This window comes from Acidovorax sp. 100, from assembly GCF_003688355.1.
GTDB lineage: Bacteria > Pseudomonadota > Gammaproteobacteria > Burkholderiales > Burkholderiaceae_C > Acidovorax > Acidovorax delafieldii.
In genome coordinates this window covers 18,183-40,865 of record NZ_REFD01000001.1, presented here as the reverse complement: position 1 = coordinate 40,865, position 22,683 = coordinate 18,183, and the positions used below count along the sequence as shown (strand labels likewise).

The 22,683-nt window shown below is 64.6% G+C and carries 22 protein-coding genes and 1 riboswitch; of the genes, 14 read left to right on the top strand and 8 right to left on the bottom strand.

The window, feature by feature from the left end:
• Window positions 1-56: 56 nt before the first annotated feature.
• The 4 genes from C8C96_RS00195 to C8C96_RS00180 form a co-directional block, all read right to left on the bottom strand.
• Window positions 57-1,520: a hypothetical protein gene (locus C8C96_RS00195; protein WP_121941057.1), complete on the bottom strand. Its 1,464-nt coding sequence runs from the start codon at window positions 1,518-1,520 to the stop codon at window positions 57-59.
• Entirely contained in the window at window positions 1,502-1,894 is a 393-nt protein-coding gene (locus C8C96_RS00190; protein ID WP_056743831.1) for a GtrA family protein, read from the bottom strand. The genes C8C96_RS00195 and C8C96_RS00190 overlap by 19 nt, the downstream gene beginning before the upstream one ends.
• The gene (locus C8C96_RS00185; RefSeq protein WP_199737416.1) at window positions 1,872-2,837 is read right to left on the bottom strand and encodes a glycosyltransferase family 2 protein; all 966 of its coding nucleotides are present in this window, start codon (window positions 2,835-2,837) and stop codon (window positions 1,872-1,874) included. Before C8C96_RS00185 ends, C8C96_RS00190 begins: the two co-directional genes overlap by 23 nt.
• A gap of 80 nt (window positions 2,838-2,917) precedes the next feature.
• On the bottom strand, window positions 2,918-4,543 hold the full coding sequence (locus tag C8C96_RS00180; RefSeq protein WP_056743833.1) for a peptide chain release factor 3: 1,626 nt from the start codon (window positions 4,541-4,543) through the stop codon (window positions 2,918-2,920).
• A gap of 176 nt (window positions 4,544-4,719) precedes the next feature.
• A riboswitch (S-adenosyl-L-homocysteine riboswitch) is annotated at window positions 4,720-4,799 on the top strand.
• Between the two features lie 73 nt (window positions 4,800-4,872).
• Here C8C96_RS00180 and ahcY point away from each other — a divergent pair.
• The 4 genes from ahcY (at window position 4,873) to C8C96_RS00160 (ending at window position 8,854) form a co-directional block, all read left to right on the top strand.
• On the top strand, window positions 4,873-6,306 hold the full coding sequence (gene ahcY, locus C8C96_RS00175; RefSeq protein WP_056743912.1) for an adenosylhomocysteinase: 1,434 nt from the start codon (window positions 4,873-4,875) through the stop codon (window positions 6,304-6,306).
• A 150-nt stretch (window positions 6,307-6,456) separates the two neighbouring features.
• The gene (locus tag C8C96_RS00170; protein WP_121943798.1) at window positions 6,457-7,443 is read left to right on the top strand and encodes a TlyA family RNA methyltransferase; all 987 of its coding nucleotides are present in this window, start codon (window positions 6,457-6,459) and stop codon (window positions 7,441-7,443) included.
• A complete protein-coding gene (gene metF / locus C8C96_RS00165) occupies window positions 7,440-8,291 on the top strand; it encodes a methylenetetrahydrofolate reductase [NAD(P)H] (protein ID WP_121941056.1) in 852 nt (283 codons plus the stop codon). The genes C8C96_RS00170 and metF overlap by 4 nt, the downstream gene beginning before the upstream one ends.
• Window positions 8,291-8,854, top strand: a complete 564-nt coding sequence (locus C8C96_RS00160) for a septal ring lytic transglycosylase RlpA family protein (protein ID WP_121941055.1) — start codon at window positions 8,291-8,293, stop codon at window positions 8,852-8,854. Before metF ends, C8C96_RS00160 begins: the two co-directional genes overlap by 1 nt.
• Window positions 8,855-8,888: 34 nt before the next feature.
• Here the strand turns inward: C8C96_RS00160 and C8C96_RS00155 are convergent, their stop codons facing one another.
• Window positions 8,889-9,776, bottom strand: a complete 888-nt coding sequence (locus C8C96_RS00155; RefSeq protein ID WP_121941054.1) for a 23S rRNA (adenine(2030)-N(6))-methyltransferase RlmJ — start codon at window positions 9,774-9,776, stop codon at window positions 8,889-8,891.
• Between the two features lie 251 nt (window positions 9,777-10,027).
• Between C8C96_RS00155 and C8C96_RS00150 the strand changes: the two genes are divergently transcribed.
• From C8C96_RS00150 to mdtD, 7 genes are all read left to right on the top strand, one after another.
• Window positions 10,028-11,995 carry a serine/threonine-protein kinase gene (locus C8C96_RS00150; RefSeq protein WP_121941053.1) on the top strand — a complete coding sequence of 656 codons (1,968 nt, stop codon included), beginning with the start codon at window positions 10,028-10,030 and terminating at the stop codon, window positions 11,993-11,995.
• Between the two features lie 191 nt (window positions 11,996-12,186).
• Complete coding sequence (rplM, locus tag C8C96_RS00145) at window positions 12,187-12,618, top strand: 50S ribosomal protein L13 (protein WP_015015720.1); 432 nt, start codon at window positions 12,187-12,189, stop codon at window positions 12,616-12,618.
• Between the two features lie 11 nt (window positions 12,619-12,629).
• Complete coding sequence (gene rpsI / locus C8C96_RS00140) at window positions 12,630-13,022, top strand: 30S ribosomal protein S9 (RefSeq protein WP_005798582.1); 393 nt, start codon at window positions 12,630-12,632, stop codon at window positions 13,020-13,022.
• Window positions 13,023-13,179: 157 nt separating this feature from the next.
• Window positions 13,180-13,890 carry a DUF6776 family protein gene (locus C8C96_RS00135; protein ID WP_121941052.1) on the top strand — a complete coding sequence of 237 codons (711 nt, stop codon included), beginning with the start codon at window positions 13,180-13,182 and terminating at the stop codon, window positions 13,888-13,890.
• A 155-nt stretch (window positions 13,891-14,045) separates the two neighbouring features.
• The gene (locus C8C96_RS00130; RefSeq protein WP_056057955.1) at window positions 14,046-14,444 is read left to right on the top strand and encodes a polymer-forming cytoskeletal protein; all 399 of its coding nucleotides are present in this window, start codon (window positions 14,046-14,048) and stop codon (window positions 14,442-14,444) included.
• 60 nt (window positions 14,445-14,504) lie between these two features.
• Window positions 14,505-14,870 (top strand): iron-sulfur cluster insertion protein ErpA, encoded by a 366-nt coding sequence (gene erpA / locus C8C96_RS00125; protein ID WP_008907234.1) that lies wholly within the window; start codon window positions 14,505-14,507, stop codon window positions 14,868-14,870.
• 104 nt (window positions 14,871-14,974) lie between these two features.
• Entirely contained in the window at window positions 14,975-16,396 is a 1,422-nt protein-coding gene (gene mdtD, locus C8C96_RS00120) for a multidrug transporter subunit MdtD (protein ID WP_121941051.1), read from the top strand.
• 33 nt (window positions 16,397-16,429) lie between these two features.
• Here mdtD and C8C96_RS00115 read toward each other — a convergent pair whose 3' ends face one another.
• Both C8C96_RS00115 and C8C96_RS00110 read right to left on the bottom strand, forming a co-directional pair.
• On the bottom strand, window positions 16,430-17,539 hold the full coding sequence (locus tag C8C96_RS00115) for an anhydro-N-acetylmuramic acid kinase (RefSeq protein ID WP_121941050.1): 1,110 nt from the start codon (window positions 17,537-17,539) through the stop codon (window positions 16,430-16,432).
• Window positions 17,540-17,572: 33 nt separating this feature from the next.
• Complete coding sequence (locus C8C96_RS00110; RefSeq protein WP_121941049.1) at window positions 17,573-18,943, bottom strand: M23 family metallopeptidase; 1,371 nt, start codon at window positions 18,941-18,943, stop codon at window positions 17,573-17,575.
• A gap of 204 nt (window positions 18,944-19,147) precedes the next feature.
• Between C8C96_RS00110 and tyrS the strand changes: the two genes are divergently transcribed.
• The gene (gene tyrS / locus C8C96_RS00105) at window positions 19,148-20,380 is read left to right on the top strand and encodes a tyrosine--tRNA ligase (protein ID WP_056743852.1); all 1,233 of its coding nucleotides are present in this window, start codon (window positions 19,148-19,150) and stop codon (window positions 20,378-20,380) included.
• A 91-nt stretch (window positions 20,381-20,471) separates the two neighbouring features.
• Here the strand turns inward: tyrS and C8C96_RS00100 are convergent, their stop codons facing one another.
• Window positions 20,472-21,473: a LysR substrate-binding domain-containing protein gene (locus tag C8C96_RS00100; protein ID WP_056743853.1), complete on the bottom strand. Its 1,002-nt coding sequence runs from the start codon at window positions 21,471-21,473 to the stop codon at window positions 20,472-20,474.
• Window positions 21,474-21,604: 131 nt separating this feature from the next.
• Between C8C96_RS00100 and C8C96_RS00095 the strand changes: the two genes are divergently transcribed.
• Window positions 21,605-22,144: a DUF2917 domain-containing protein gene (locus tag C8C96_RS00095; RefSeq protein WP_056743855.1), complete on the top strand. Its 540-nt coding sequence runs from the start codon at window positions 21,605-21,607 to the stop codon at window positions 22,142-22,144.
• A gap of 105 nt (window positions 22,145-22,249) precedes the next feature.
• Window positions 22,250-22,627 (top strand): DUF2917 domain-containing protein, encoded by a 378-nt coding sequence (locus C8C96_RS00090; protein WP_108497192.1) that lies wholly within the window; start codon window positions 22,250-22,252, stop codon window positions 22,625-22,627.
• The last annotated feature ends 56 nt before the right edge of the window (window positions 22,628-22,683 follow it).

Below are 22,683 nucleotides of genomic sequence, written 5' to 3'. Positions count from 1 at the left end.
CATGGCGGCTTGGTGCTTGGGCTCACCCCTCCGGGTGAACGGAAGGAGATCCGTTGTCAGCGAGGGCTTTGGGCCGGTTGCACGCGCGTTGGGTTGTGCCATTTCTCCGCGAGTTTGTCGGTGGACATGGGGACCATGTGGCCGCCACTGAATTCGAAAAACTGCAAGATATCCAAGGCGATGGAGTCCGGGCTCGGGCTCTTCTCGTCCACGACCCACAGGTCGCCCGGCTGAGGATTTGGCGCAAAGAGGTCGGCGGTTTGTCTGGCTCGGGTCAGCACAAAGCGCTTGTATCCCTCATCGGTGCCACCGAATTCTGGGGCGACGAAGATGCCCTGCCGTGCTTTGTCCAGCGACAGCGCAAAACGGTACAGCGTGTCCCAATAGGCCAGATTGGGCCCCAGCACCTGTTTCTCCTGCGCATGCACGCCCGCCAGGGCAGCAACGAGCACCCCACTGGCGAGCGTTGCAGCCATGGGGCGCAGCCCCTGGGGCCAGACGGCTGCCAGACAGGCCGAGAACGCAATCCATGGCACAAACAGGTAGCGGTCCGGGCTGTGGATGCCTGGAAAGGCTGTGAGTGGTACCAGCGGCAACAAGACGATGCCAAAGGATACGAGGAGCATGGGGCCGTTCAACCGCCGTTTCACGGCAGCGAGACACAGCAGGCCAAAGAATGCGAGTGCAAGAAGGTTGCCGGGGGGCTTGGAGCCCAGGAGCAGCTTGGGAACCTTGAGCAGCTGGCGCAAGGCCTCGCTGGCCTCAAAAATCCCCTGGCTGTAGCCCCCCATGAGACGCCCCAGCAGCAGATAGCGCCATCCCACATAGGCGAGCGCAATCAGCACGAACGGGATCAGTGCGTGCATCCGTTGCCGCAGCCCGCCCACGGGCAGGAAGGGCAAGAGAATGACCAGGGGCACGTAGACTTCTTTGCACGCGGTCGCTAGCAGGTAAGCAAGGGTGGATAGCCCCAGCCAATATCCGCGCCCGCCCTGCAGATGCCGGGTCCAGCCCAGGATCGACAGCATGGCGAACAGAAAGCCGGTCGCATAGTGCCCATGCATCAGGCCCGCTGCAATGTGGGCTGTGGGCTTGCCAAGCAGCAGTGCGACGGCACCGACCAGCGCAGGCAGGGGCGTCAGCCACTGCCGCAACACGGCGTAGAACAGCACTGAACCCAGCGCCATCACGAACAGCAAATGTGCGTAGTGGCCAGCCGGGGCCATGCCGAACAAGCTCAGATTGATGTCGTAGAACAGCAGGTTCCATGGCGCCACGTTGGCGCTGGAGTGCCCTTGGGCAACGAGGGGCTCGAAGAAATATTGCCAGGGCGCATATTGGGCCGCGTAACTCAGGTGCGCGCCGTCATCCCAGCGCCAAAAACCCTGGAGTGACTGGCCGTGTGCAAGCAGGGTGATCACTGACAGAAGCAGCGTCACGCTGAGATACTCGACCCCGGGGTGGCGGTCGATCTTTTCGCGCAGTGCGAGGCGGCCGGTCGTCAGTGCTTGAACGTCCATCGCCAATGTAGGAGGAACGTGAGCGCCGGAAGTGCGACAAAAACCATCCCGAGCCCCACCAGGTAATGCCAGCCCGCCCAGGCAGCCAGCCCGCTGACCAGCACGGTGATGGCCAGCCCGGCCAGGGATACCAGGAGAAAGCGCCCGTATTGCCCTAGCGACGCCGCCGTCTTGAAATTCCATCGGCGGTTGGCCCAATAGGAAAAGATGTTTGCGGCCATGAATGCTATGGCGTTAGCCAGGGAGGGGTGAGCGCCCAGGCGCTCCACAAACAGCACAACGATGGCCGTATGGATCAACGTATTGATGACACCGATGCCAGAGAACTTGGCAATCTTGCTCGATAGGGAATCAGGTGCGATCCGGAAAGTCATAAAGTTCGCGAACAATGTAGATGGGTCGCTGCTTCACTTCCCCATAGATGCGGCCGATGTATTCGCCAAGCACGCCCAGCCCGGCGAGCTGGAGCCCGCCGAGAAAGAGAACGGATGTGATCAGCGAAGCGTAGCCAGGCACGTCGCGCCCGAAGATCAAGGTTTTGAGCAACAGAAAGATGGCATAAACCAGGGCGAAGGCCGCAATGGTGGAGCCGATGTAGGTCCAGATGCGAAGCGGGACCGTGGAGAAGGAGGTGATACCTTCCAGCGCAAAATTCCACAAACGCCACCCTGAGAAATTGCTCGCGCCGGCAAACCGGGGCTCGCAGACAAAAGTGACCGTCGTTTGCCGAAAGCCCGCCCACGCGAACAGACCCTTCATGAAGCGGCGGCGTTCCGGCAGTCTTTTCAGGGCTTCGATGACTTTGCGGTCCATGAGTCGGAAATCGCCGACATCGGCGGGAATATCGACTTCGGAAATCTTGTTCTGCAGGCGGTAAAACCATCCGGCGGTTGTGCGCCGCGCCCAGTGTTCCTCCTCGCGGCTTTGCCGTTTCGCCAGGACTACCTCGAAGCCCTCGCGCCAGTGGCGCACCATGTCCGGGATCACTTCGGGCGGGTGCTGGAGGTCAGCATCTATGGGGATGACGACGTCGCCCCTTGCCAGCTCTATGCCGCAGGTGAGGGCCGCCTCCTTGCCGAAGTTTCGTGATAGGTCGGCGATGCGAATGTGAGGATTGCGCTCCCTTGCCAGCAGTAATTGCGGCAGGGTGTCATCGCTGCTACCGTCGTTGATGCATAGGATTTCGTAAGTGTCCGCAACGGACTCCAGAACGGGAACCAGTCGCGCAAAAAATGCAGCGAGATTTCCAGCCTCGTTTTTCATCGGGCAGATGATCGTCAGCGAGGAAGGACGAGGCTTCAGGGGTGGCTGTTCCATGGTCGAAGGCTGGGTGATTCATTTCTGCATGAGGAAAATCCGAGGGGCTGAGTGCGCACGAATGTTGTGCCTTGTGCGGACTAGGCTCCCTGCAAAGCCAGCCCCGCATGCTCCCGCAGTGGATGGAAATGGATCTTCGGAAACCGCTCCTGCGCCAGCCGCACGTCGTAGGGCGAGGTGCAAAGGTACGCCAGTGTGTCGGCCGCGTCGTGCGCCAGGCGCAGCGGGTAGGCGTCGGTGAACGCGCGCAGGTCGGCCGCGTTGTCGGCCGTGATCCAACGCGCGCCCGTGTACTGGCAGCCCTCCAGCCGCACATCGGCGTCGTACTCGGCCTTCAGGCGGTGCTGCACTACTTCAAACTGCAGCTGGCCCACGGCGCCCAGCAGCATGTTGCCGCCGGCGTCGGGCTTGAAGACCTGGATCGCGCCTTCCTCGCCCAATTGGGCCAGGCCCTGCTGGAGTTGCTTGGTGCGCAGCGGGTTCTTCAGCACGACGGTCATGAACATCTCGGGTGCGAAGAACGGCAGGCCAGTGAACTGCAGGTTGGCGCCGTCGGTGATGGTGTCGCCCAGCTGCACGCCGCCGTGCGTGGTAAAGCCGATGATGTCGCCTGCATAAGCTTCTTCGACGGCCTCGCGGCGCTGGGACATGAAGGTCACGACCGAGGTGGGACGCAGTTCCTTGGCGGTGCGCTGCACCTTGAGCTTCATGCCCGGCGTGTACTTGCCGCTCGCCACGCGCACGAAGGCGATGCGGTCGCGGTGGTTGGCGTCCATGTTGGCTTGCACCTTGAACACCACGCCAGCAAAGCCTTCGTCTTCGGGCTGGATGGTCTTGACCACGGGCTGTTTGTTGACTTCGAGCGTGCTCACGCGCGGGCCGGGTGGCGGTGCCATGTCCACCAGTGCGTCCAGCACCTCCATCACCCCGAAGTTGTTCACGCCGGAGCCAAAGAACACGGGGGTCAGCTTGCCGGCCAGGAAGGCCTCGTGGTCCCATGCGGGGGATGCGCCCACGGCCAGTTCCATGCTCTCCAGCGCGGCGTCAAACTCGGCGCCGAAGCGCGCGCGCAGTGTGGTTTCATCCGACAGAGGTATGGATTCAAAGTCCTGCGGGCGGCGTTCGCTGCCGGACTCAAACACCGTCATGGTCTTGGTGCGCAGGTTGATGATGCCGCCGAAGGCCTTGCCCTGGCCTACGGGCCAGGTCATGGGGCAGCAGGGCATGCCCAGCTCGCGCTCCACTTCGTCCATGATGTCCAGCGGGTCGCGTACTTCGCGGTCCATCTTGTTGACGAAGGTAATGATGGGCGTATCGCGCTGGCGGCAGACTTCGATCAGGCGGCGCGTCTGCGCTTCCACGCCGTTGGCGGCGTCGATCACCATCAGCGCCGAATCGACGGCGGTGAGCACGCGGTAGGTATCTTCCGAGAAGTCCTTGTGGCCGGGTGTGTCGAGCAGGTTGATGACATGCTCGCGGTAGAGCATCTGCATGACCGACGAGGCCACCGAGATGCCGCGCTGCTTTTCAATTTCCATCCAGTCGGAGGTGGCGTGGCGGCTGGCCTTGCGGCCCTTCACGGCGCCGGCGATCTGGATCGCGCCCGAGAACAGCAGCAGCTTTTCGGTCAGCGTGGTCTTACCCGCATCGGGGTGGGAAATGATGGCAAAGGTGCGGCGGCGCCGGGTTTCTGGGGCGTAGGACACAGGGGTTCCTGAGTGGGATGGAGCGGGGCAGCGTGCCCTGCACAAGAATCTGGGGGCAGGGCCTGCGGGGAGGCCACGAGGTCTGCGGTCGCGGGATTTTACTGTTCCGTGCAAGGCTGGGGGATGGATTGCCCCGCTGGCGTAGCGCCGGGCGAGCACTTGCTTTTATAATCCGCCGATCCGAGGAGCGTTGCAGCGTCCCCAGCACAGGCGGGGCGTGAGGCTCGGAGTCATCTAGCAACGACGCTCATCCACTTCGCGTGCGGTGAGTCGTATCGACCATCCCCTTCGCGCAGTGGCTTTTCAAACATGCTTTGGAGCACACCATCATGAACGCACGCGTCAACGCCCCGGTCAACACCGACTGCATCATTGCCGACATCGGCCTGGCCGAATGGGGCCGCAAAGAGATTCGCATCGCCGAAACGGAAATGCCTGGCCTCATGGCCATCCGCGAAGAATTCGCCGCCAAGCAGCCGCTCAAGGGCGCGCGCATCACCGGCTCGTTGCACATGACGATCCAGACCGCCGTGCTGATCGAAACCCTGCAGGCGCTGGGTGCACAAGTGCGCTGGGCATCGTGCAACATCTTCTCCACACAAGACCACGCCGCAGCCGCGATTGCTGCCGCTGGCACGCCCGTGTTCGCCATCAAGGGCGAGACCCTGGCGGAATACTGGGACTACACCCACCGCATCTTTGACTTCGGCGCGGCCGGCACCGAGGGCGAAGGCCCCAACCTGATCCTGGACGACGGCGGTGATGCCACGCTGCTGATGCACCTGGGCAAGCGCGCCGAAAAGGACGCATCGCTGATCGCCAACCCCACCAGCGAAGAAGAAACCTGCCTGTTCGCCTCCATCAAGGCCAAACTGGCGCAAGACCCGACCTGGTACAGCCGCAAGAGCGCCCAGATCATCGGCGTGACCGAAGAAACCACCACGGGCGTGCACCGCCTGAAGGAAATGTCGGCCAAGGGCTCGCTGATGTTCCGCGCCATCAACGTGAACGACTCGGTGACCAAGTCCAAGTTTGACAACCTGTATGGCTGCCGTGAGTCGCTGGTGGACGGCATCAAGCGCGCCACCGACGTGATGATCGCCGGCAAGGTGGCCGTGGTGGCGGGCTACGGCGACGTGGGCAAGGGCTCTGCCCAGGCGCTGCGCGCCCTGAGCGCCCAGGTGTGGGTGACCGAGATCGACCCCATCAACGCCCTGCAGGCTGCAATGGAAGGCTACAAGGTCGTGACCATGGAATACGCTGCCGACAAGGCCGACATCTTCGTGACCACCACCGGCAACAAGGACGTGATCCGCCACGAGCACATGCTGGCCATGAAGGACCAGGCTATCGTCTGCAACATCGGCCACTTTGACAACGAAATCCAGGTCGCCACGCTGGAGCAATACCAGTGGGAAGAAATCAAGCCCCAGGTGGACCACGTGATCTTCCCGGACGGCAAGCGCATCATCCTGCTGGCCAAGGGCCGACTGGTGAACCTGGGCTGCGGCACGGGCCACCCGAGCTTCGTGATGTCGTCGAGCTTCGCCAACCAGACCATCGCCCAGATCGAGCTGTTCACGCACAGCGACTACTACGAGAACGGCAAGGTCTACGTGTTGCCCAAGCACCTCGATGAGAAGGTGGCACGCTTGCACCTCAAGAAGGTGGGCGCCATGCTGACCGAGCTGAGCGATGAGCAGGCCGCCTACATTGGCGTGCCCAAGCAAGGCCCCTACAAGCCTGACACCTACCGCTACTGATCCCGGTGCAGCGCGCCCCGGCGACGGGGCGCGCGCACGGTGGTCTGGCGCCGTTGCTCGGAGCAATGTCTGATTGCTCTTTAATTGATAGCTGCTGGCGCATGATTCACTAGCGCTACCAGCCGATTTGACTCTAAAAGGATGGGCGCGATGCGCGCAGATGTATTTTTGGTGGAGCGTGGCCACGCTGCCACGCGCTCGCAGGCGCAGCGCCTGATTGCCTCGGGCGTGCAGTGGCGCCTGTCGCCGCTGGCGCCCTGGCAGAAGGTGGTGAAGAACGGCGACGACATTCCGTCAGTGGCCGAGGTGCAGCTGCTGGACGATGCAGAAGCCAAGTACATCTCGCGCGGCGGGCTCAAGCTGGAAGGCGCGCTCAAGGCGCTGGGCCTGTCGGTGGCTGGCCTGCGGTGCCTGGATGTCGGGCAGAGCACAGGCGGCTTTACCGACTGCCTGCTTCAGCAGGGCGCCGCCCAGGTGATTGGGGTGGACGTGGGCCACGCCCAGTTGCACGACCGGCTGCGCAGCGATCTGCGTGTGGTGTGTGTGGAGGGCGTCAATGCCCGCTCGCTCACGCCCGATGCGCTGGTGCAGGCTTGTGAGATGGCCTTGTCCGAAGTCATCGTGCCCGAAGAAGACAACGAGACCCAACCCGAGGCCCCCTACAGCTGGATGCGCAATGGCGGCTTGGTGGACGAGGCGTACGACGACAGCGACGACGCCAAGGACCAGGACATCGAGGCCTTCAAGTCCGAGCGCGCGCAGCGCGCCCAGGGAACGCTGCCGGTGGAGCGCCGCCGCCGGCCCGAGTGCGCCGATGTGGACATCACGCCCAGTTTTACGCTGGTGACCGGCGACCTGTCTTTCATCTCGCTCACCCTGGTGTTGCCTGCGTTGGTGCCGTTGCTGGCGCCCCAGAGCGACCTGGTCATGCTGGTCAAGCCGCAGTTCGAGCTGCAACCCGGGCAGGTGGGCAAGGGCGGCATCGTGCGCGACGAGTCCTTGTATGCGGTGGTGGAGCAGCGCATTCGCGATTGCTGCGCCACGGTGGGCCTGGAGGTGTTGGCGTGGATCGATAGTCCCATCCAGGGCGGCGATGGCAACCGAGAATTTTTTGTACACGCAAGGAGAGCCGCATGAATGCAGCCCACGCGCAAGGCACCGGGTTTCCGGTAAGTTTCGAGTTTTTTCCGCCCAAGACGCCTGAAGGTGCCGACAAGCTGCGCGTGGCGCGCCAGCAGCTGTATGCCCTGCACCCCGACTTCTGCTCGGTGACCTATGGCGCAGGGGGCTCCACGCAAGAAGGTACCTTCGGCACGGTGCGCGAGATCCTGTCCGAAGGCGTGGGTGCCGCCTCGCACTTTTCGTGCATCGGGGCCACGCGCCAGTCGGTGCGCGAGCAGTTGGCCACACTCAAGGCCATGGGCGTCAAGCGCCTGGTGGCGCTGCGCGGCGACCTGCCTAGCGGCTATGGCGCGGGCGGCGAGTTCCAGTACGCCAGCGATCTGGTGGCCTTCATCCGCGCCGAAACGGGCCGCGACTTCCACATTGAAGTGGCAGCCTACCCCGAGGTGCATCCCCAGGCCAGGTCGCCCGAGGCAGACCTGCAGGCCTATGTGACCAAGGTGCGTGCGGGCGCGGACTCCGCGATCACGCAGTACTTCTACAACAGCGACGCGTATTTCCGCTTCGTCGAAGACGCTCACCAGCTGGGTGCCGACGTACCGGTGGTTCCGGGCATCATGCCGATTTCCAGCTCCACGCAGCTGATGCGGTTTTCGGATGCCTGCGGTGCCGAGATTCCGCGCTGGATCCGGCTGCGGCTGCAGGCGTTTGGGGACGACACCGCCAGCATCAAGGCGTTTGGCCTGGATGTGGTGACCGACCTGTGCGACCAGCTGCGCAGTGCCGGCGTGCCCGCACTGCACTTCTACACCATGAACCAAAGCGCCGCGACGCTGGAGATCTGTCGCCGGCTGGGGATCTGATGGCGGGGGGCACACAGCCTCCCGGGGCCCACCGCGGCGCTGCCCTGCGGGTGCTGCTGCGGCGAGCGGTGGGTCTGTGGCTGCTGTGCAGCGCCTGCACGGCTGTGCAGGCCCAGGGGTTGCAGGCAGAGCCGGATGCGCTGGCCCCTAATCTCTTGTCCGTGCCGGGTGAGGCCATGCTGATCGATCCCCCGGCCAAACCGGAGCCGAACACTCCTGCCGGGTCGCCGCTCAGCCTGGAGGCGGATGAGGTGGGCCTTGCCTCATGGTACGGGGCGCAGTTCCACCGGCGGCGTACTGCCAGCGGGGAGCTGTTTGACATGCGAGCGCTCACGGCCGCGCACCCCACGCTACCCTTTGGCTCACGCGTGTGCGTACGCAGCCAGGCCACAGGGCGCACGGTGATCGTGCGCATCAACGACCGTGGTCCACACACCCGCAACCGGGTGATTGATCTGAGCCGGGGCGCCGCCGAGGCGCTGGGCATGGTGGGCCTGGGGCTGAAGCCAGTGGAGCTGTTCGCCCTGCAGGACGACGACAAGGACTGCCCGGCGGCGCCCTGACGCCAGGCTTTAGAACCCGTTCAAAGGAGGCCGGTCAGCCGCCCGATTCGAGCGTGTGGGTGGCGTGTTTGTCCTGCGCCAGCAGCTCGGCCATCTGGGGCAAGGCGTCTTTTAGCGCGGCCTTCAGTGTGTAGGGCGGGTTGATCAGGAACATGCCGCTGGCGGGCAGGCCGGGGCGCTTGGTGTCGCCCGTGACCGTTTCCGTGATCTTGCTTGATTTGACGGTGAGCGTGGCGTGCAGCCAGCTTTTGCCCGCCTTGGTGGCCAGCGTTTTCAGGCGGCGGGGCAGGTCGTGGGCTTCGGGTCGCGGAATGATGGGGTACCAAAACGCATAGGTACCCGTGGCAAAACGCTTGAGCGAGTCGGCTGCCATGTCGAGTACCTTGGCGTAGTCGCTCTTGATTTCATAGCTGGGATCGCACAGCACCAGGGCGCGCCGGGCCGGTGGGGGCAGGAACTTTTTGATACCCTCAAAGCCGTCCTCGTGCAGCACGGCCACCTGGCGGCCCGCCTCCAGCTGGGCCACGTTGCCGGCCAGCGCGCGCAGGTCGGTGGGGTGCAGCTCAAACAGCTTGAGCTTGTCGTGGTCGCGCAGCAGGCGCTGCGTGATGAAGGGCGATCCGGGGTACACGCGCAGCGCCTTGCCCTGGTTGAAGGCGCTCACCATGTCCACATAGGCCTGCAGGGCAGGGGTGAGGGCGGGGGTGGTTGGCGCAAACAGCCGGGCCACGCCATCGGCGGCTTCGCCACTGGTGCTGGCATAGTCCCCGTCCAGCCGGTACAGGCCCGCGCCCGCATGGGTGTCCAGCACGGTCAGCGCCGCGTCTTTTTCGGTGAGATGTTGCAAGGCGGCAATCAGGACGGTGTGCTTGAGCACATCGGCATGGTTGCCTGCGTGGAAGGCGTGGCGATAACTGAACATGGCCCAATGGTAACGAGTGTGTTGTGCCAAGGGGGCTCCCATGTCCGGGCGCGGCACAATCGGGGGGGCCGTGTGGTGGCGGGGGACGTGATGTTTTTGGCAGACAGGCCGTACTTTGTTAGCCATTTGTTGCCAAATCCGGCGCGGCCATGCTTCATGATCGCGCCTGCGGCGGGGTCAGCGTTTCGCCGTCGCCGTAGTTGCCTCATTGATTTGCATTTGAAATTGCCAGCCCGCCCCGTCCTCTGACCATGACCGCAAGCTCCAGCACAGCCCCCGCCAGTGGTGTCAGCCATATCGATGCGCTGCCCCCTGGCACCCGCCTGGCGGAGTTCGAGATCCTGGGGTTGCTGGGGGTGGGCGGGTTTGGCATGGTCTACAAGGCGTTTGACCATTCCCTGCACCGGGCGGTGGCCATCAAGGAGTACATGCCCTCGGCGCTGGCCGGACGCTCGCAGGGGCAGTCGCTCTGGGTGCGGTCCTTGTCCGACCAGCAGACCTTCCAGGCCGGGCTGGTCTCTTTTGTGGGCGAGGCCCGTCTGCTGGCGCAGTTTGACCACCCCTCTCTGGTCAAGGTGTTCCGCTTCTGGGAGGCCAACAACACAGCCTACATGGTCATGCCGCTGTACTCGGGCATGACGTTCAAGCAAGCCCGTGCCCAGATGCGCACCCCCCCACCCGAGGCCTGGCTGCGCAAGCTGCTGTGGTCGGTGCTGGATGCGCTGCGCGTGCTGCACGATGGCAACACGCTGCACCGCGACATTTCGCCGGACAACATTTTCCTGCAGGACAACGGTCCGCCGGTGCTGCTGGACCTGGGCGCCGCCCGGCACGCCATCAACGACCAGGACCGCAAGCACACGGCCGTGCTGAAGGTGAACTACGCCCCCATCGAGCAGTATTCCGACGGCGATGAGGAACTGCGCCAAGGCCCGTGGAGCGACTTGTACTCGCTGGCGGCGGTCATGCACGGGTGTCTGGCCAATGACACGCCCCTGCCCGCCACGCTGCGCTCCATCCGTGACCGCATGGTGTCGTTCTCCCGTATCGCCAAAACCGTCAAGCGGCAGTTTGGGGTGGAGTATTCAGCGCCTTTTGTCGCGGCGATTGCCCAATCGCTGGCCCTTCGGCCCGAGGACCGCCCGCAGAGCATCGATGCCTTTCTCCAGACCATGGAGATGACGTCGGCGCCGGACGATGTGCAGCACTTCGACTTCCGGGCGGAGTTGGGCGACATCTGGGTGGAGCCCGCCGACCAGCCTGGCCCGGGTCTGGCCACCCCTACCGTGGATGTGACCTCCGCCCCCAAGATCGTGGCCGAGATGCAGGCGCAGGCCCAGCGTGAGGACTTGGTGGCGGCGGCTCCCGCATCGGATGCCAGCCGCCCTGGCGATGATTTCGGTGGGGACACGGTCATGCTGGCTGGTCCTGACACCGTGGCGGCCGATGCTGGCGACACGGTGTTCATCGATGCCGGCGATACCGTGGTGGCCGACGACGATTCGCGCTTTGAGGACCTGCCACACCACCGTTCACCGGGCGCAGGCGGGTCGCGTGCAGCCGATCGGCGTTCTGCGCCTTTGGAGCGGGATGTCGTGCGCAGCAATGGCAAGCCGACCCCATCCCCACGACGTTCGCCTTTGGTGGCGGGCATCGTGGTGGCGGCGTTGTTGGCTGTGGTGGCTGGCGCCGGTTGGCGCTGGAGCCAGGGCAGCAAGCCGCCCCGGGACGAGATCATTACGGAGATGGCCGAGCGGCCTGCCGCAGCGGCAGCTTCAGACGCTGCCCTGGTGGAGGTCAGCGCTCCGGCTGCTGCCGGGGGCGGCGCGCAAGGTCTGAGCTCGGATGGCGCAGTGGCGTCAGCCAGCGCCGCCTCTGCGGCCGCACCTGCTCCTGCCTTTGTGGTTGCGTCTGCACCCAAACCGAGCCCCCGGGTGGCCAAGCGTGCAGGCGCAGAGCCCGCACCCACACCCATCGTGGTGCATGAAGAGCCTGTGCCGGCGCCGCCTCCGGTGGTGGCCGAGCCCAAGCCCCGCCCCGCGCCGCCGCCCCGTCTGCCCTCGCCGCAAGAGGTGTGCGCCGACGCCAACTTCCTGGCCCGCCCGATGTGTATTCACCAGGAATGCCAGAAACCGTCCCAGGCCAATCAAATTGTCTGCGTGGAAAACCGTCGCCGTTACGAGGCCGACGAGCAGCGCCGCCGGCAGACGCCGAACTGACCGGAGCAGATGCCCTGAGGGCCGTGGCTGGGGTGCTCTTGCGCAAACGCATGGCTCTTTCGTATAATGGAAGGCTTCGCAGCGCTTTTGTGGTCCCGCGGCGAAGACTTTTTGCCACCTAAGAGGCTTCCTTTAGAGAAGCACCGACCGTGGAAAAGGACCCGCCAAACCCTCTTTTGAAGAGAAAACTCATGACAACTACTTTCAGCGCAAAGCCCGCTGAGGTCGTGCACGAGTGGTTTGTGATTGACGCGACCAACAAGGTCCTCGGACGAGTAGCCAGCGAAGTTGCTCTCCGTTTGCGCGGCAAACACAAGGCCATTTACACGCCTCACGTCGATACCGGTGACTTCATCGTCGTTATCAACGCAGCCCAACTCAAGGTCACCGGCACCAAGTCCCTGGACAAGGTGTACTACCGTCACTCGGGTTATCCCGGCGGTATCACGGCCACGAACTTCCGCGACATGCAAGCCAAGCACCCCGGCCGCGCGCTGGAAAAGGCTGTCAAGGGCATGCTGCCCAAGGGCCCCCTTGGCTACGCGATGATCAAGAAACTCAAGGTGTACGGTGGTGCAGAGCATCCCCACACCGCCCAGCAGCCCAAAGTGCTGGAAATCTAAGGAGCCTTGAGATGATTGGTGAATGGAACAATGGCACCGGCCGTCGCAAGTCCAGCGTCGCCCGCGTGTTTCTGAAAAAAGGCTCCGGCAAGATCACGGTGAACGGCAAGGACATCCAGTCCTACTTCGGCCGCGAAACCTCGATCATGATTGCCAAGCAACCCCTGGCGTTGACCAACCATGTCGAAACCTTCGACATCCAGATCAACGTGCACGGTGGTGGTGAATCCGGCCAGGCTGGCGCTGCCCGTCACGGTATCACCCGCGCCCTGATCGATTACGACGCATCCCTCAAGCCCGTCCTGAGCCAAGCCGGCTTCGTGACCCGCGATGCCCGTGAAGTCGAGCGTAAGAAGGTCGGTCTGCACTCCGCACGCCGCGCCAAGCAGTTCTCCAAGCGTTAAGCTGTGGCCCTGCCGGATGTTGCCTTGTGCAGCATCCACTGCGAGGCACTCCTTGCGGGTGCTTTACAGAGAAAAACCGCCTTCGGGCGGTTTTTTCGTTTATGGTGCGCTCTTTTCGTTTTTTGGGGAGGCCTTCCATGGTCCGCCTGTTGAGCCTATGCGCTTTCGCCTGCTTCGCCGTCGGTTGACCATCAGCGCCCCCCGGGTGGCCATCCGCAGCGCCTTGCCCTGGCCCTTTCGATGGCTGGCCCTGGCCGTGGTGATGGGTTTCTGCGCTGCCGTGGCGTTGTGGGCCTTTGAATTCGGCAAATCCATTGCTGGGATCGATACCGTTTCGCGTGACGAAGTGGTCCAGATGAAGGCGGAGATCAGCCGCCTGCGCGAAGAGGGCCAGGAGCGCCAGACGGTGGCATTGACCGCCGAGAGCCTGCTGGCCACCGAGCGCGCTGCCAAGGAGAGCCTGATGGCCCAGGTGCGCCAGCTTGAAGCCGACAATCGCACGCTGCGCGAGGATCTGGGCTTCTTTGAAAAGCTGATTCCTGCTGCCAAGACCGATGGGCTGGCCATTCGCGCGCTGCAGGCCGAGGTGCTGGGCGGGATGCAGCTGCGTTGGCAGGTGCTGGTGATCCAGGCTGCCCGCAATGCGCCGGAGTTCAACGGGCGGCTGGAGTTGGTGCTGGCGGGCACTCTGGATGGCAAACCGTGGGCACAGACCCAGCCGCCCCAAGGGCAGTCGCTGCAGGTCAAACAATACCGCCGCATCGAGGGCGTGCTCGATCTGCCGCCGCAGGCCGTGGTAAAAACCGTGACCGCGCGCGTGCTGGAGGGCGCCACCGTACGCACCAGCCAGACCATGGCCATCGAATAGTGCAGGGCGGACGGTGGATGCGCTGATCAGGTCTTGGCGCTCTCGCCCCGGCAATCCAGCCCCAGCTACCACCCACAACCATCCGCCTTGCAGGCACGAATTCCATCCCCAAGCGGGCCTTTGCAACCGCTTGGCACTTCAGGAGTCTTCCGACCATGTTCTCGCGTAAAAAGCAGCCACCCATTAAAAGCCTGGTGGCACAGGGCACCAAGATTGAAGGCAACGTGCATTTTGCCGAGGGCATGCGCATTGACGGTGAAGTGGTCGGCGATATCCGGGCGGCGGCGGACCAGCCCAGCATCCTCGTGATTTCCGAGACGGCGCGGGTCGAGGGGGCGGTGCATGCCGACCATGTGATCATCAATGGCCAGGTGCTGGGCCCTGTGCATGCGGGAGAGCTGCTGGAGCTGCAGCCCAAGGCGCAGATCACGGGCAACGTGCATTACAAGGCCCTGGAGATGCACCAGGGCGCCGTGATTGCGGGGCAATTGATTCCAATGGCCGTGCTGGTGGAGGAAAAGCCCCCACTGAAGTTAGCGTCAAACAGCCAGTGACCTGAATTCCCGAGAGGTTTGCAGTAGTATTCCCTGCAAACCCTGAACCCGGAGTACCCCATGAGCGCAGTTGCCGAAAACATCCAGACCGAAATGCCCGCCCCCATCCTGTTCACCGACAGCGCGGCGGCCAAGGTGGCGGACCTGATTGCCGAAGAAGGCAACCCCGACCTGAAGTTGCGGGTGTTTGTGCAAGGCGGCGGCTGCTCCGGCTTCCAATACGGCTTCACGTTCGATGAAATTACCAACGAAGACGACACCACCATGACCAAGAACGGTGTGTCGCTGCTCATCGACGCCATGAGCTACCAGTATCTGGTGGGTGCCGAGATCGACTACAAGGAAGACCTGCAAGGCGCGCAGTTCGTGATCAAGAACCCGAACGCCACCACCACCTGCGGCTGCGGCTCCAGCTTCTCGGCCTGAGGGGCGCCGTGACAGGCGCAGCCCTGCTCCCCTGACTGAATCAACCGCCTTCGGGCGGTTTTTTCATGGGGCGCGTTCGTTTCGTTTGAAAAACCCTGCAAACCATGCACCAGGAACCCTCCCAGAAAGTACTGCTGTGGCTGGTGGCCGTCGGCTTCTTCATGCAGACGCTGGACGCTACCATCGTCAACACCGCGCTGCCCGCCATGGCGCAGAGCCTGGGCGAGAGCCCGCTGCGCATGCAGTCGGTGGTTGTTGCGTATTCGCTGGCCATGGCGATGCTGATTCCGGCATCGGGCTGGGTGGCCGACCGGTTTGGTGCGCGCCGGGTGTACTTTCTGGCCATCGTCTTTTTTGTGGCGGGCTCGGTGTTCTGTGCGCTGTCGCACAGCCTGACCCAGCTCGTGGCTTCCCGGGTGCTCCAGGGGCTGGGGGGCGCGCTGCTGCTGCCCGTGGGGCGGCTGGTGGTGTTGCGCACCTTTCCGCGCGAGAAGTTCTTGCAGGCCATGAGTTTTGTGGCCATTCCCGGGCTGATCGGCCCGCTGATCGGTCCCACGCTGGGGGGCTGGCTGGTCGAGGTGGCCTCCTGGCACTGGATCTTCCTGATCAACGTGCCGGTGGGTCTGCTAGGCTGTGTCGCCACCATGCGCTACATGCCCGGGGTACCCGCGCCGACGGTGGCACGGTTTGATCTGGCGGGCTACCTGATGCTCGCCTTTGGCATGGTGGCGCTGTCGCTGGCGCTGGATGGCCTGGCCAGCCTGGGGCTGCGGCAGGCGAGCGTGCTGGTGCTCATGATCTTCGGACTGGCGAGCCTGGTGGCCTACTGGCTGCACGCGGCGCGGCGGCCCGACCCTTTGTTTTCGCCCCGCCTGTTTTCGGTGGACACCTTGCGCATCGGGCTGCTGGGCAATCTGTTTGCGCGGCTGGGCAGCTCGTGCATGCCGTTCCTCATTCCGTTGCTGCTGCAGGTCACCATGGGCTATTCGCCGCTGCAGGCGGGCATGATGATGTTGCCCGTGGCGGTGGCAGGCATGTCCATGAAGCGGTTCACCACCACGCTGATCACCCGCTTTGGCTACCGCCAGGTGCTGGTGGGCAACACGCTGCTGGTGGGGGTGACCATGGCCAGCTTCGGGCTGGCGGCACCCTCGCAGCCGCTGTGGGTGCATGTGGTGCAGCTGGCGGTGTTTGGTGCGGTGAACTCGCTGCAGTTCACGGCCATGAACACCGTGACCCTCAAGGACCTGGGGCACGACATGGCCAGCAGCGGCAACAGCCTGCTGTCCATGGTGCAAATGGTGGCCATGGGGATGGGGGTGGCTGCGGCGGGAGCGGTGCTGGCGGCGTTCACCGATTTCTTCCAGCCCACCGGCACGACACAGACCCTGCAAGCCTTTCAGGCCACGTTTGCCTGCATGGGGCTGATCACGGTGGCTTCAGCCGGTATCTTCTGGCAACTGTCGCCGCAAGACCGGTCCGGCACCCAGGCAGGCGCCTCGGTCGATGCCGGGGACCACGGCTGATCGCCCTGCCTAGGGCTGTGTAGACCGGGAGGTTCAGGCGGGGTACACCGCGCCCAGCACACGGCTACCGGCCGCACCGGTCACGCTGGGCAGGTTGCCTGGCGCCCCCTGCAGCGCCTGGCGTGCCAGCCAGGCAAACGCGGCGGCCTCCACCTGCAGGGCGGGCAGGCCCAGCGCATCGGTGGCCACCACCTGCAAGGACGGGCAGGCGGACTGCAACCGCTGCATGAGCTGGCCATTGAGCGCGCCACCGCCGCATACGGCCAGGGTTTTGCTATTGTTTAGATAGCTGTTAGCACATATGGCACTGGCGCTTGCGGTGAATTCGGTCAATGTAGCCTGTACGTCGGCCGCTGCGGCCTGCGTAAAGGGCTGCAGGTGCGTTGCCAGCCAGGCGGGGTTGAACAGGTCGCGGCCCGTGCTTTTGGGGGGCGCCTTGTGCAGATACGGCTCCTGCAACAACGCAGCCAGCAGGTCCGGCAGCACCTGGCCCGTGGCGGCCCAGGCACCATCCTTGTCAAACGGCTGGCCGGTGTGCTGCTGGCACCAGTGGTCCATGAGGGCGTTGCCCGGGCCGCAGTCGAAGCCCAGCACGCTGCCATCTGCCCCCAGCACGCTGAGGTTGGAGATGCCGCCAATGTTCAGCACCAGCACCGTCTCGTCCGGCCGGCCGAACACGCCCTGGTGGAAGGCGGGCACCAGCGGCGCACCTTGGCCGCCCGCGGCCACGTCGCGGCTGCGCAGGTCGGCCACCACGGTGATGCCCGTCAGCTCGGCCAGCAGGGCGGGGTTGCCCAGTTGCAGGGTGTAGCCTGTGCCGTCAAATTCCTGGGGGCGGTGCCGCACCGTCTGCCCGTGGGCACCTATTGCACGGATGGCGCTCGCCGGGTGGCCGCTGCGTTGCAGCAGGGTGTGCACCACCCCGGCATAGGCCCGGGATAGCGCGTTGCCTGCGAGGGCAGCGCGGTGCAGTTCGTTGTCGCCGGGGGTATTGAGAGCTAGCAGCTCGGCGCGCAGTGCGGGGGCGAAGGCGGCGCTGGCGTGGTGTGTGACCTGCAGGCGCGGGCCCGAGAAATCAGCCAGCACGCCGTCGATCCCGTCGAGCGAGGTGCCCGACATCAGGCCGATGTACAGATCGGACATGGCCTGACGGGTGGTATCTGGAAGTGCGGGGGATCAGTCTGCGCTGGCCTGCTCGATGAGCGCAGCGGCGTTCAGCTGAACACGCATGTTGGCCGCGAGGCGGTCAAACGCAGGGCGTGCGGCTGCAGACACCGGTGCTGCGGCTTCGCTCTGGGCGACGATGGTCATCGGGTCCTGGTGCACGCCGTTGACGCGGAACTCGAAGTGCAGGTGCGGGCCGGTGGCCCAGCCCGTGGCGCCCACGGCGCCCAGCGTCTGGCCTTGTTCGACCGACTGGCCCTGGCGCACATCAATGCGGCTCAGGTGGGCATACACCGTGACGTGCTGGTTGCGGTGCTTGATGAACACCACGTTGCCGTAGCCGTTCTGCACACCCGCAAACTCCACCACGCCATCGCCCACGGTGCGCACGGCGGTGCCTGTGGGGGCTGCAAAGTCGGTGCCCAGGTGGGCGCGCCAAGTTTGCAGGATGGGGTGCAGGCGCATCTTGAAGCCGCTGGTCACGCGCGAGAACTCGACGGGCGAGGTCAGGTAGGCGCGGCGCATGCTTTCGCCGTCCAGCGTGTAGTACGCGCCCTTGGTGGCATTGGGTTCCTGGAACCAGACGGCCTGGTGGGTCTTGCCGTTGTTGACGAACTCGGCGCTCAGCACGCGGCCGCTGGACAGGGGCTCGCCATCGGCTTCCAGGGTTTCGTACACCACCGAGAAGCGGTCGCCCTTGCGCAGCGAGCGGCGGAAGTCGATATTGCCCGAGAACAGTTCGGCCACTTGCACGGCCACGGCGTCGGGGATGTTCGACGCGTCGGTGGCGGCAAACAGCGAGCTATTGATGATGCCGCCCGCCAGACGGCTGTTGGTCGTCATCTTGGCGGTTTCGATGCGGGTCGCAAACTTGTTGTCGCCCGTGCGCTCGACGATCAGGCGGCGGAAGTTGCCGCTGTCGTCCGGCACCCAGCGCACCGTCAGGCGGATCAGGCGGTGGTCGTCGGTGGTCTCTGCCGACACGATGCGGCCGGTGCGGCCCAGCACGTTCTGGCGCACCGGCGTGTCGCTGCGCATGAAGGCGGCGGCGGCCGGGTCGGCCACGCCCATGCGCTGCAGCAGCGACTCGGGGGTGTCGCTGCTGCGCACCTGTTCGGAGCGGAACAGCGAAAAACTGGGCGCATCCAGCTGGCCCAGCACCAGGTTCTCAGCGAGCGATTCGACCGGGTAGTTCACCATGCGCACCGGCAGCTCGGCCGGGTCGGGTGCGAAGGAGGCCACAGCAAATGCGCCGCCGCCACCCGTCAGCAAAATGGCTGCGACGGCGGCGGTGATGCGTTTGGGATGTTGTTGGATCGTGTGGGACAGCCGGTCAAGCAAAGCGATGCTGGCGGTGCGGACCGTAGTGAGGCCGTGAATCAAAGGTCTATCCCCAGGGTGATTGCGGATCCGTGGCACACCCCCGGTGTGAATGCGGGGCGGGGCCAGGAGCACAGACTGTCAGGCTGCAGCCATTCGACAGGTTGATGAAAAACAGGTCGAAACGGCGGGCCCACTAGAATCCGCCTCTGCAATGTGGGCTGAAGTATAGCGGTGCATGCTGTCTAGACATCCCAAAAAACCCTTATGAATCAATCTGCTGTTACAACAACCCCGGTCTCTGATGGTGTAAGACAAGCCCTCGAAATCTCGCTGCGCGGCGTGCAAGAGCTGCTGCCACAGGACGAATGGGTCAAGAAGCTGGCGCGTTCGGAGGCCACCGGCCAGCCGCTGCGCATCAAGCTGGGTCTGGACCCCACGGCCCCCGACATCCACATCGGCCACACGGTGGTGCTGAACAAGATGCGGCAACTGCAAGATCTGGGCCACCAGGTCATCTTCTTGATCGGCGACTTCACCAGCCTGATTGGCGACCCCTCGGGCCGCAACAGCACCCGCCCGCCGCTCACGCCCGAGCAGATCAAGGTGAATGCCGAGACCTACTACAAGCAGGCCAGTCTGGTGCTGGACCCGGCCCGCACCGAGATCCGCTACAACAGCGAATGGAGCGAACCCCTGGGCGCCACCGGGATGATCCAGCTGGCTGCCAAGTACACCGTGGCGCGCATGATGGAGCGCGACGACTTCCACAAACGCTTCACCACCGGTCAGTCCATTTCGGTGCATGAGTTCCTGTACCCGCTGATGCAGGGCTACGACTCGGTAGCCTTGAAGAGCGACCTGGAGCTGGGTGGCACCGACCAGAAGTTCAACCTGCTCATGGGCCGCCACCTGCAGCAAGAATATGGCCAGGAACCGCAGTGTGTGCTCACCATGCCGCTGCTGGTGGGGCTGGACGGCGTGGACAAGATGTCCAAGTCCAAGAACAACTACATCGGCATTGCCGAGGACGCCAACACCATGTTTGCCAAGGTGCTGTCGATCAGCGACACCCTGATGTGGGACTGGTACACGCTGCTGTCGTTCAAGAGCCTGGCCGACATCGCCGCGCTCAAGGCGGAGATCGCTGGCGGGCGCAACCCCAAGGACGCCAAGGTGATGCTGGCCAAGGAGATCACCACGCGCTTCCACAGCGCGGCTGCCGCCGATGCGGCCGAGCAGGACTTCATCAACCGCAGCAAGGGCGGCGTGCCGGACGAGATCCCCGAGGTGAGCGTGTCTGGCGCGCCGCTGGGCATCGGTGCGCTGCTCAAGCAGGCCAACCTGGCCCCCTCGACCAGCGAGGCCAACCGCCTGATCGACGGCGGCGGCGTGCGCGTGGAAGGCAGCGTGGTCAGCGACAAGGGCCTGAAGCTGGACGCCGGCACCTACGTGGTGCAGGTGGGCAAGCGCAAGTTTGCACGGGTGACTTTGGCCTGATTTGGGGTCAAAACAGCCGCAAGCGCTAGAAGAATAAGCGCTGATAGCTATCAAAATGAAAGCGCTGAGGCCGCAGGGCCCAGCGCTTTTTTCATGACCCGTCCAGGTTGTCGTTCAGGTCCGGGTCGGGCACATCGCCAATCGCCTGGCGGGTGGCCTCGGCCTGCACTTGCAACCAGGCGCAGAAGGCCTTGATCTCCGGCCGTTGCGCGCTGCGCGGCCCCACCATGAGCCAGTAGGCCAGGGGTGAGTCGATGCGGTGGCCGGGCAGCACCTCCACCAGGTCGCCCGCGGCCAGGGCATCGGCAATCAGTGGCATGCGCGCCAGTGCCAGGCCCTGGCCGGCCAGCGCGGCCTGCACGATCTGGTGGGCGTAGTTGAAGTACAGCCAGCGCTGGGGTTGCAGCTTGGTCAGGTCGCGGGTGTCGAACCAGCGGCGCCAGCTCAGGTATTCCAGGTAGTGCGTGCGGTGGGCGTCGCCCGCCTCGATCAGGGTGAACTGCGCCACATCGGCGGGGGTGCGCAGCGGCTTGCCGCTCTTGAGCAGCCAGGGGCTTGCCACCACGGCCAGTTGCTCGCCAAACAGGCGGATGCCGCCCTGGGTGGCCCCGGCCGGCATGGCATAGCGCAGGGCCAGGTCCACGTCCGAGGTTTCCAGGTCCACCTGCACGTCGCTCGCATCAATGCGGATGTCGATGCCCGGGTTGTCGCGCTGAAACTCCTCCATGCGTGGGATCAGCCACATCGATGCAAAGCTGGCCCAGGTGGTGATGGCCACGCTGCGGCGCCCAGCCGTCTGGCGCACCAGGCGCACGGCGGCGTCCATGCGCTCCAGCGCCGGGCCCACGGCGCGCTGCAACTGTGCGCCCGCGCTGGTCAGCTCTACAGCACGGGTGTGACGCAGGAACAGGGGCACGCCCACTTCTTCTTCCAGCGCCTGGATCTGGCGGCTCACGGCCGACTGGGTGAGGGCCAGCTCGTCGGCGGCCGCGCGAAAGTTCAGGTGTTTGGCCACAGTCAGGAAGGCGCGCCAGTGCCCTGTGGCCACGGGCCGGGTGCGCAAGACGGCGGGAGAGTATTCGGCAGAGGCCATGGCAGTGATCCTGAGTGCGATTCATGCGTTGACGGAATGAATAGCGTACCTTGTTTTCATTGGACTGTGTACGGTGTAAAGCGCACTATCCAGGCTCCTCAACACGTTCTACTGAAGCCAAGGAGCCTGTCATGTCCCCCCGCAACGTTCTGGAATCGCAACAATCCGTCCACGCCGCCACGGCTGGCCGTCGCGCGGCCGGTTGCTGGAAACTGGCCACAGGCCAGGCCTTGTCATTGCACCCCGACACCCATGGCGTGCTGCAGATCGCCCAGGGGCAGGCGTGGGTCACCTTGCGTGGCGTTCTGGCGGACATGCCGGGCGCCGCTGTGGACCACGTGCTGCAGCCCGGCCAACAGCTGACGGTTGCGCCGGGGCAGCATGTGGTGATGGAAGCCTGGACCGGTTCCGGCTGCGCGGAGCCGGTGGCTTTCCGCTGGGACGTCGTGGCAGCCCCCGCTCTGGCGCAGCCCGCCAGCACGGCTGCCAGAGATTGGGAATGTGGCGTCGTGCAGCCGCTGCGCGATCTGGGCCAGGCGCTAGGGCAGGGCGGACGTGCGCTGGGCACGGCGCTGGCCGGTGTGGCGGGCGCTGGGGGCCGGTTTGCCGCTGGCCTGGCCCGGTTTGCTCTGCTTCGGATAGCAGCACCGCTACAGCGCAGAACCGTTTGAGCAGCTCATGCAGGAAAAGCATCAATCGGTGCCGTGCTTTTCATTGGACGTTGTTCTGCAACCGGCGCACCATACGGTCGTATTAGGGTTAACCCGGAGAAAGCCATGACAACCTCTCACGCTCTTCATCTGTTTGCATCTTCCCGCGCCACGGGCGCTGCCGCCGGTGAGGCGGGACATGTGGCCGCAGGCGCCGCCGTCACCCTGGCCCCCAAGGCCGCGATGACCCTGCGCATCGCCGAAGGCCAGGCCTGGGTCACGCTGGGCCAGGGCCTGGGCGATGGCAGCGACGTGTTTCTGTGCGCCGGTCAGTCGCTGCCTGTGGCCGCAGGCCAGGCGGTGGTGGTCGAACCCCTGAACGGTCGCCGCCTGCAATACCGCTGGGTGCGTGGCGATGCCGCCGATGCACGCCCTGCCACGTGGTGGCGCCGTGCGTCGGTGGGCAATGGGGCTCCCGCCTGGGGCGACGCCTGCTGCGCCTGACGTGATCCCAGGGGCGTCTTGCCCCGGGTGATGTGACTTGTTAAGAACGGCCAGTG

What these genes read in the sequence shown, in the direction of transcription:
- mdtD (WP_121941051.1), top strand. Translation starts at nt 14,975, where the DNA reads ATGCACCAGGAACCCTCCCAGAAAGTACTGCTGTGGCTGGTGGCCGTC.
- C8C96_RS00185 (WP_199737416.1), bottom strand. Translation starts at nt 2,837, where the DNA reads ATGGAACAGCCACCCCTGAAGCCTCGTCCTTCCTCGCTGACGATCATC.
- C8C96_RS00095 (WP_056743855.1), top strand. Translation starts at nt 21,605, where the DNA reads ATGTCCCCCCGCAACGTTCTGGAATCGCAACAATCCGTCCACGCCGCC.
- C8C96_RS00155 (WP_121941054.1), bottom strand. Translation starts at nt 9,776, where the DNA reads ATGTTCAGTTATCGCCACGCCTTCCACGCAGGCAACCATGCCGATGTG.
- metF (WP_121941056.1), top strand. Translation starts at nt 7,440, where the DNA reads ATGAATGCAGCCCACGCGCAAGGCACCGGGTTTCCGGTAAGTTTCGAG.
- ahcY (WP_056743912.1), top strand. Translation starts at nt 4,873, where the DNA reads ATGAACGCACGCGTCAACGCCCCGGTCAACACCGACTGCATCATTGCC.
- C8C96_RS00190 (WP_056743831.1), bottom strand. Translation starts at nt 1,894, where the DNA reads ATGACTTTCCGGATCGCACCTGATTCCCTATCGAGCAAGATTGCCAAG.
- erpA (WP_008907234.1), top strand. Translation starts at nt 14,505, where the DNA reads ATGAGCGCAGTTGCCGAAAACATCCAGACCGAAATGCCCGCCCCCATC.
- C8C96_RS00115 (WP_121941050.1), bottom strand. Translation starts at nt 17,539, where the DNA reads ATGTCCGATCTGTACATCGGCCTGATGTCGGGCACCTCGCTCGACGGG.
- C8C96_RS00135 (WP_121941052.1), top strand. Translation starts at nt 13,180, where the DNA reads ATGCGCTTTCGCCTGCTTCGCCGTCGGTTGACCATCAGCGCCCCCCGG.
- C8C96_RS00195 (WP_121941057.1), bottom strand. Translation starts at nt 1,520, where the DNA reads ATGGACGTTCAAGCACTGACGACCGGCCGCCTCGCACTGCGCGAAAAG.
- C8C96_RS00100 (WP_056743853.1), bottom strand. Translation starts at nt 21,473, where the DNA reads ATGGCCTCTGCCGAATACTCTCCCGCCGTCTTGCGCACCCGGCCCGTG.
- C8C96_RS00150 (WP_121941053.1), top strand. Translation starts at nt 10,028, where the DNA reads ATGACCGCAAGCTCCAGCACAGCCCCCGCCAGTGGTGTCAGCCATATC.
- C8C96_RS00160 (WP_121941055.1), top strand. Translation starts at nt 8,291, where the DNA reads ATGGCGGGGGGCACACAGCCTCCCGGGGCCCACCGCGGCGCTGCCCTG.
- rplM (WP_015015720.1), top strand. Translation starts at nt 12,187, where the DNA reads ATGACAACTACTTTCAGCGCAAAGCCCGCTGAGGTCGTGCACGAGTGG.
- C8C96_RS00130 (WP_056057955.1), top strand. Translation starts at nt 14,046, where the DNA reads ATGTTCTCGCGTAAAAAGCAGCCACCCATTAAAAGCCTGGTGGCACAG.
- C8C96_RS00090 (WP_108497192.1), top strand. Translation starts at nt 22,250, where the DNA reads ATGACAACCTCTCACGCTCTTCATCTGTTTGCATCTTCCCGCGCCACG.
- tyrS (WP_056743852.1), top strand. Translation starts at nt 19,148, where the DNA reads ATGAATCAATCTGCTGTTACAACAACCCCGGTCTCTGATGGTGTAAGA.
- C8C96_RS00170 (WP_121943798.1), top strand. Translation starts at nt 6,457, where the DNA reads ATGCGCGCAGATGTATTTTTGGTGGAGCGTGGCCACGCTGCCACGCGC.
- rpsI (WP_005798582.1), top strand. Translation starts at nt 12,630, where the DNA reads ATGATTGGTGAATGGAACAATGGCACCGGCCGTCGCAAGTCCAGCGTC.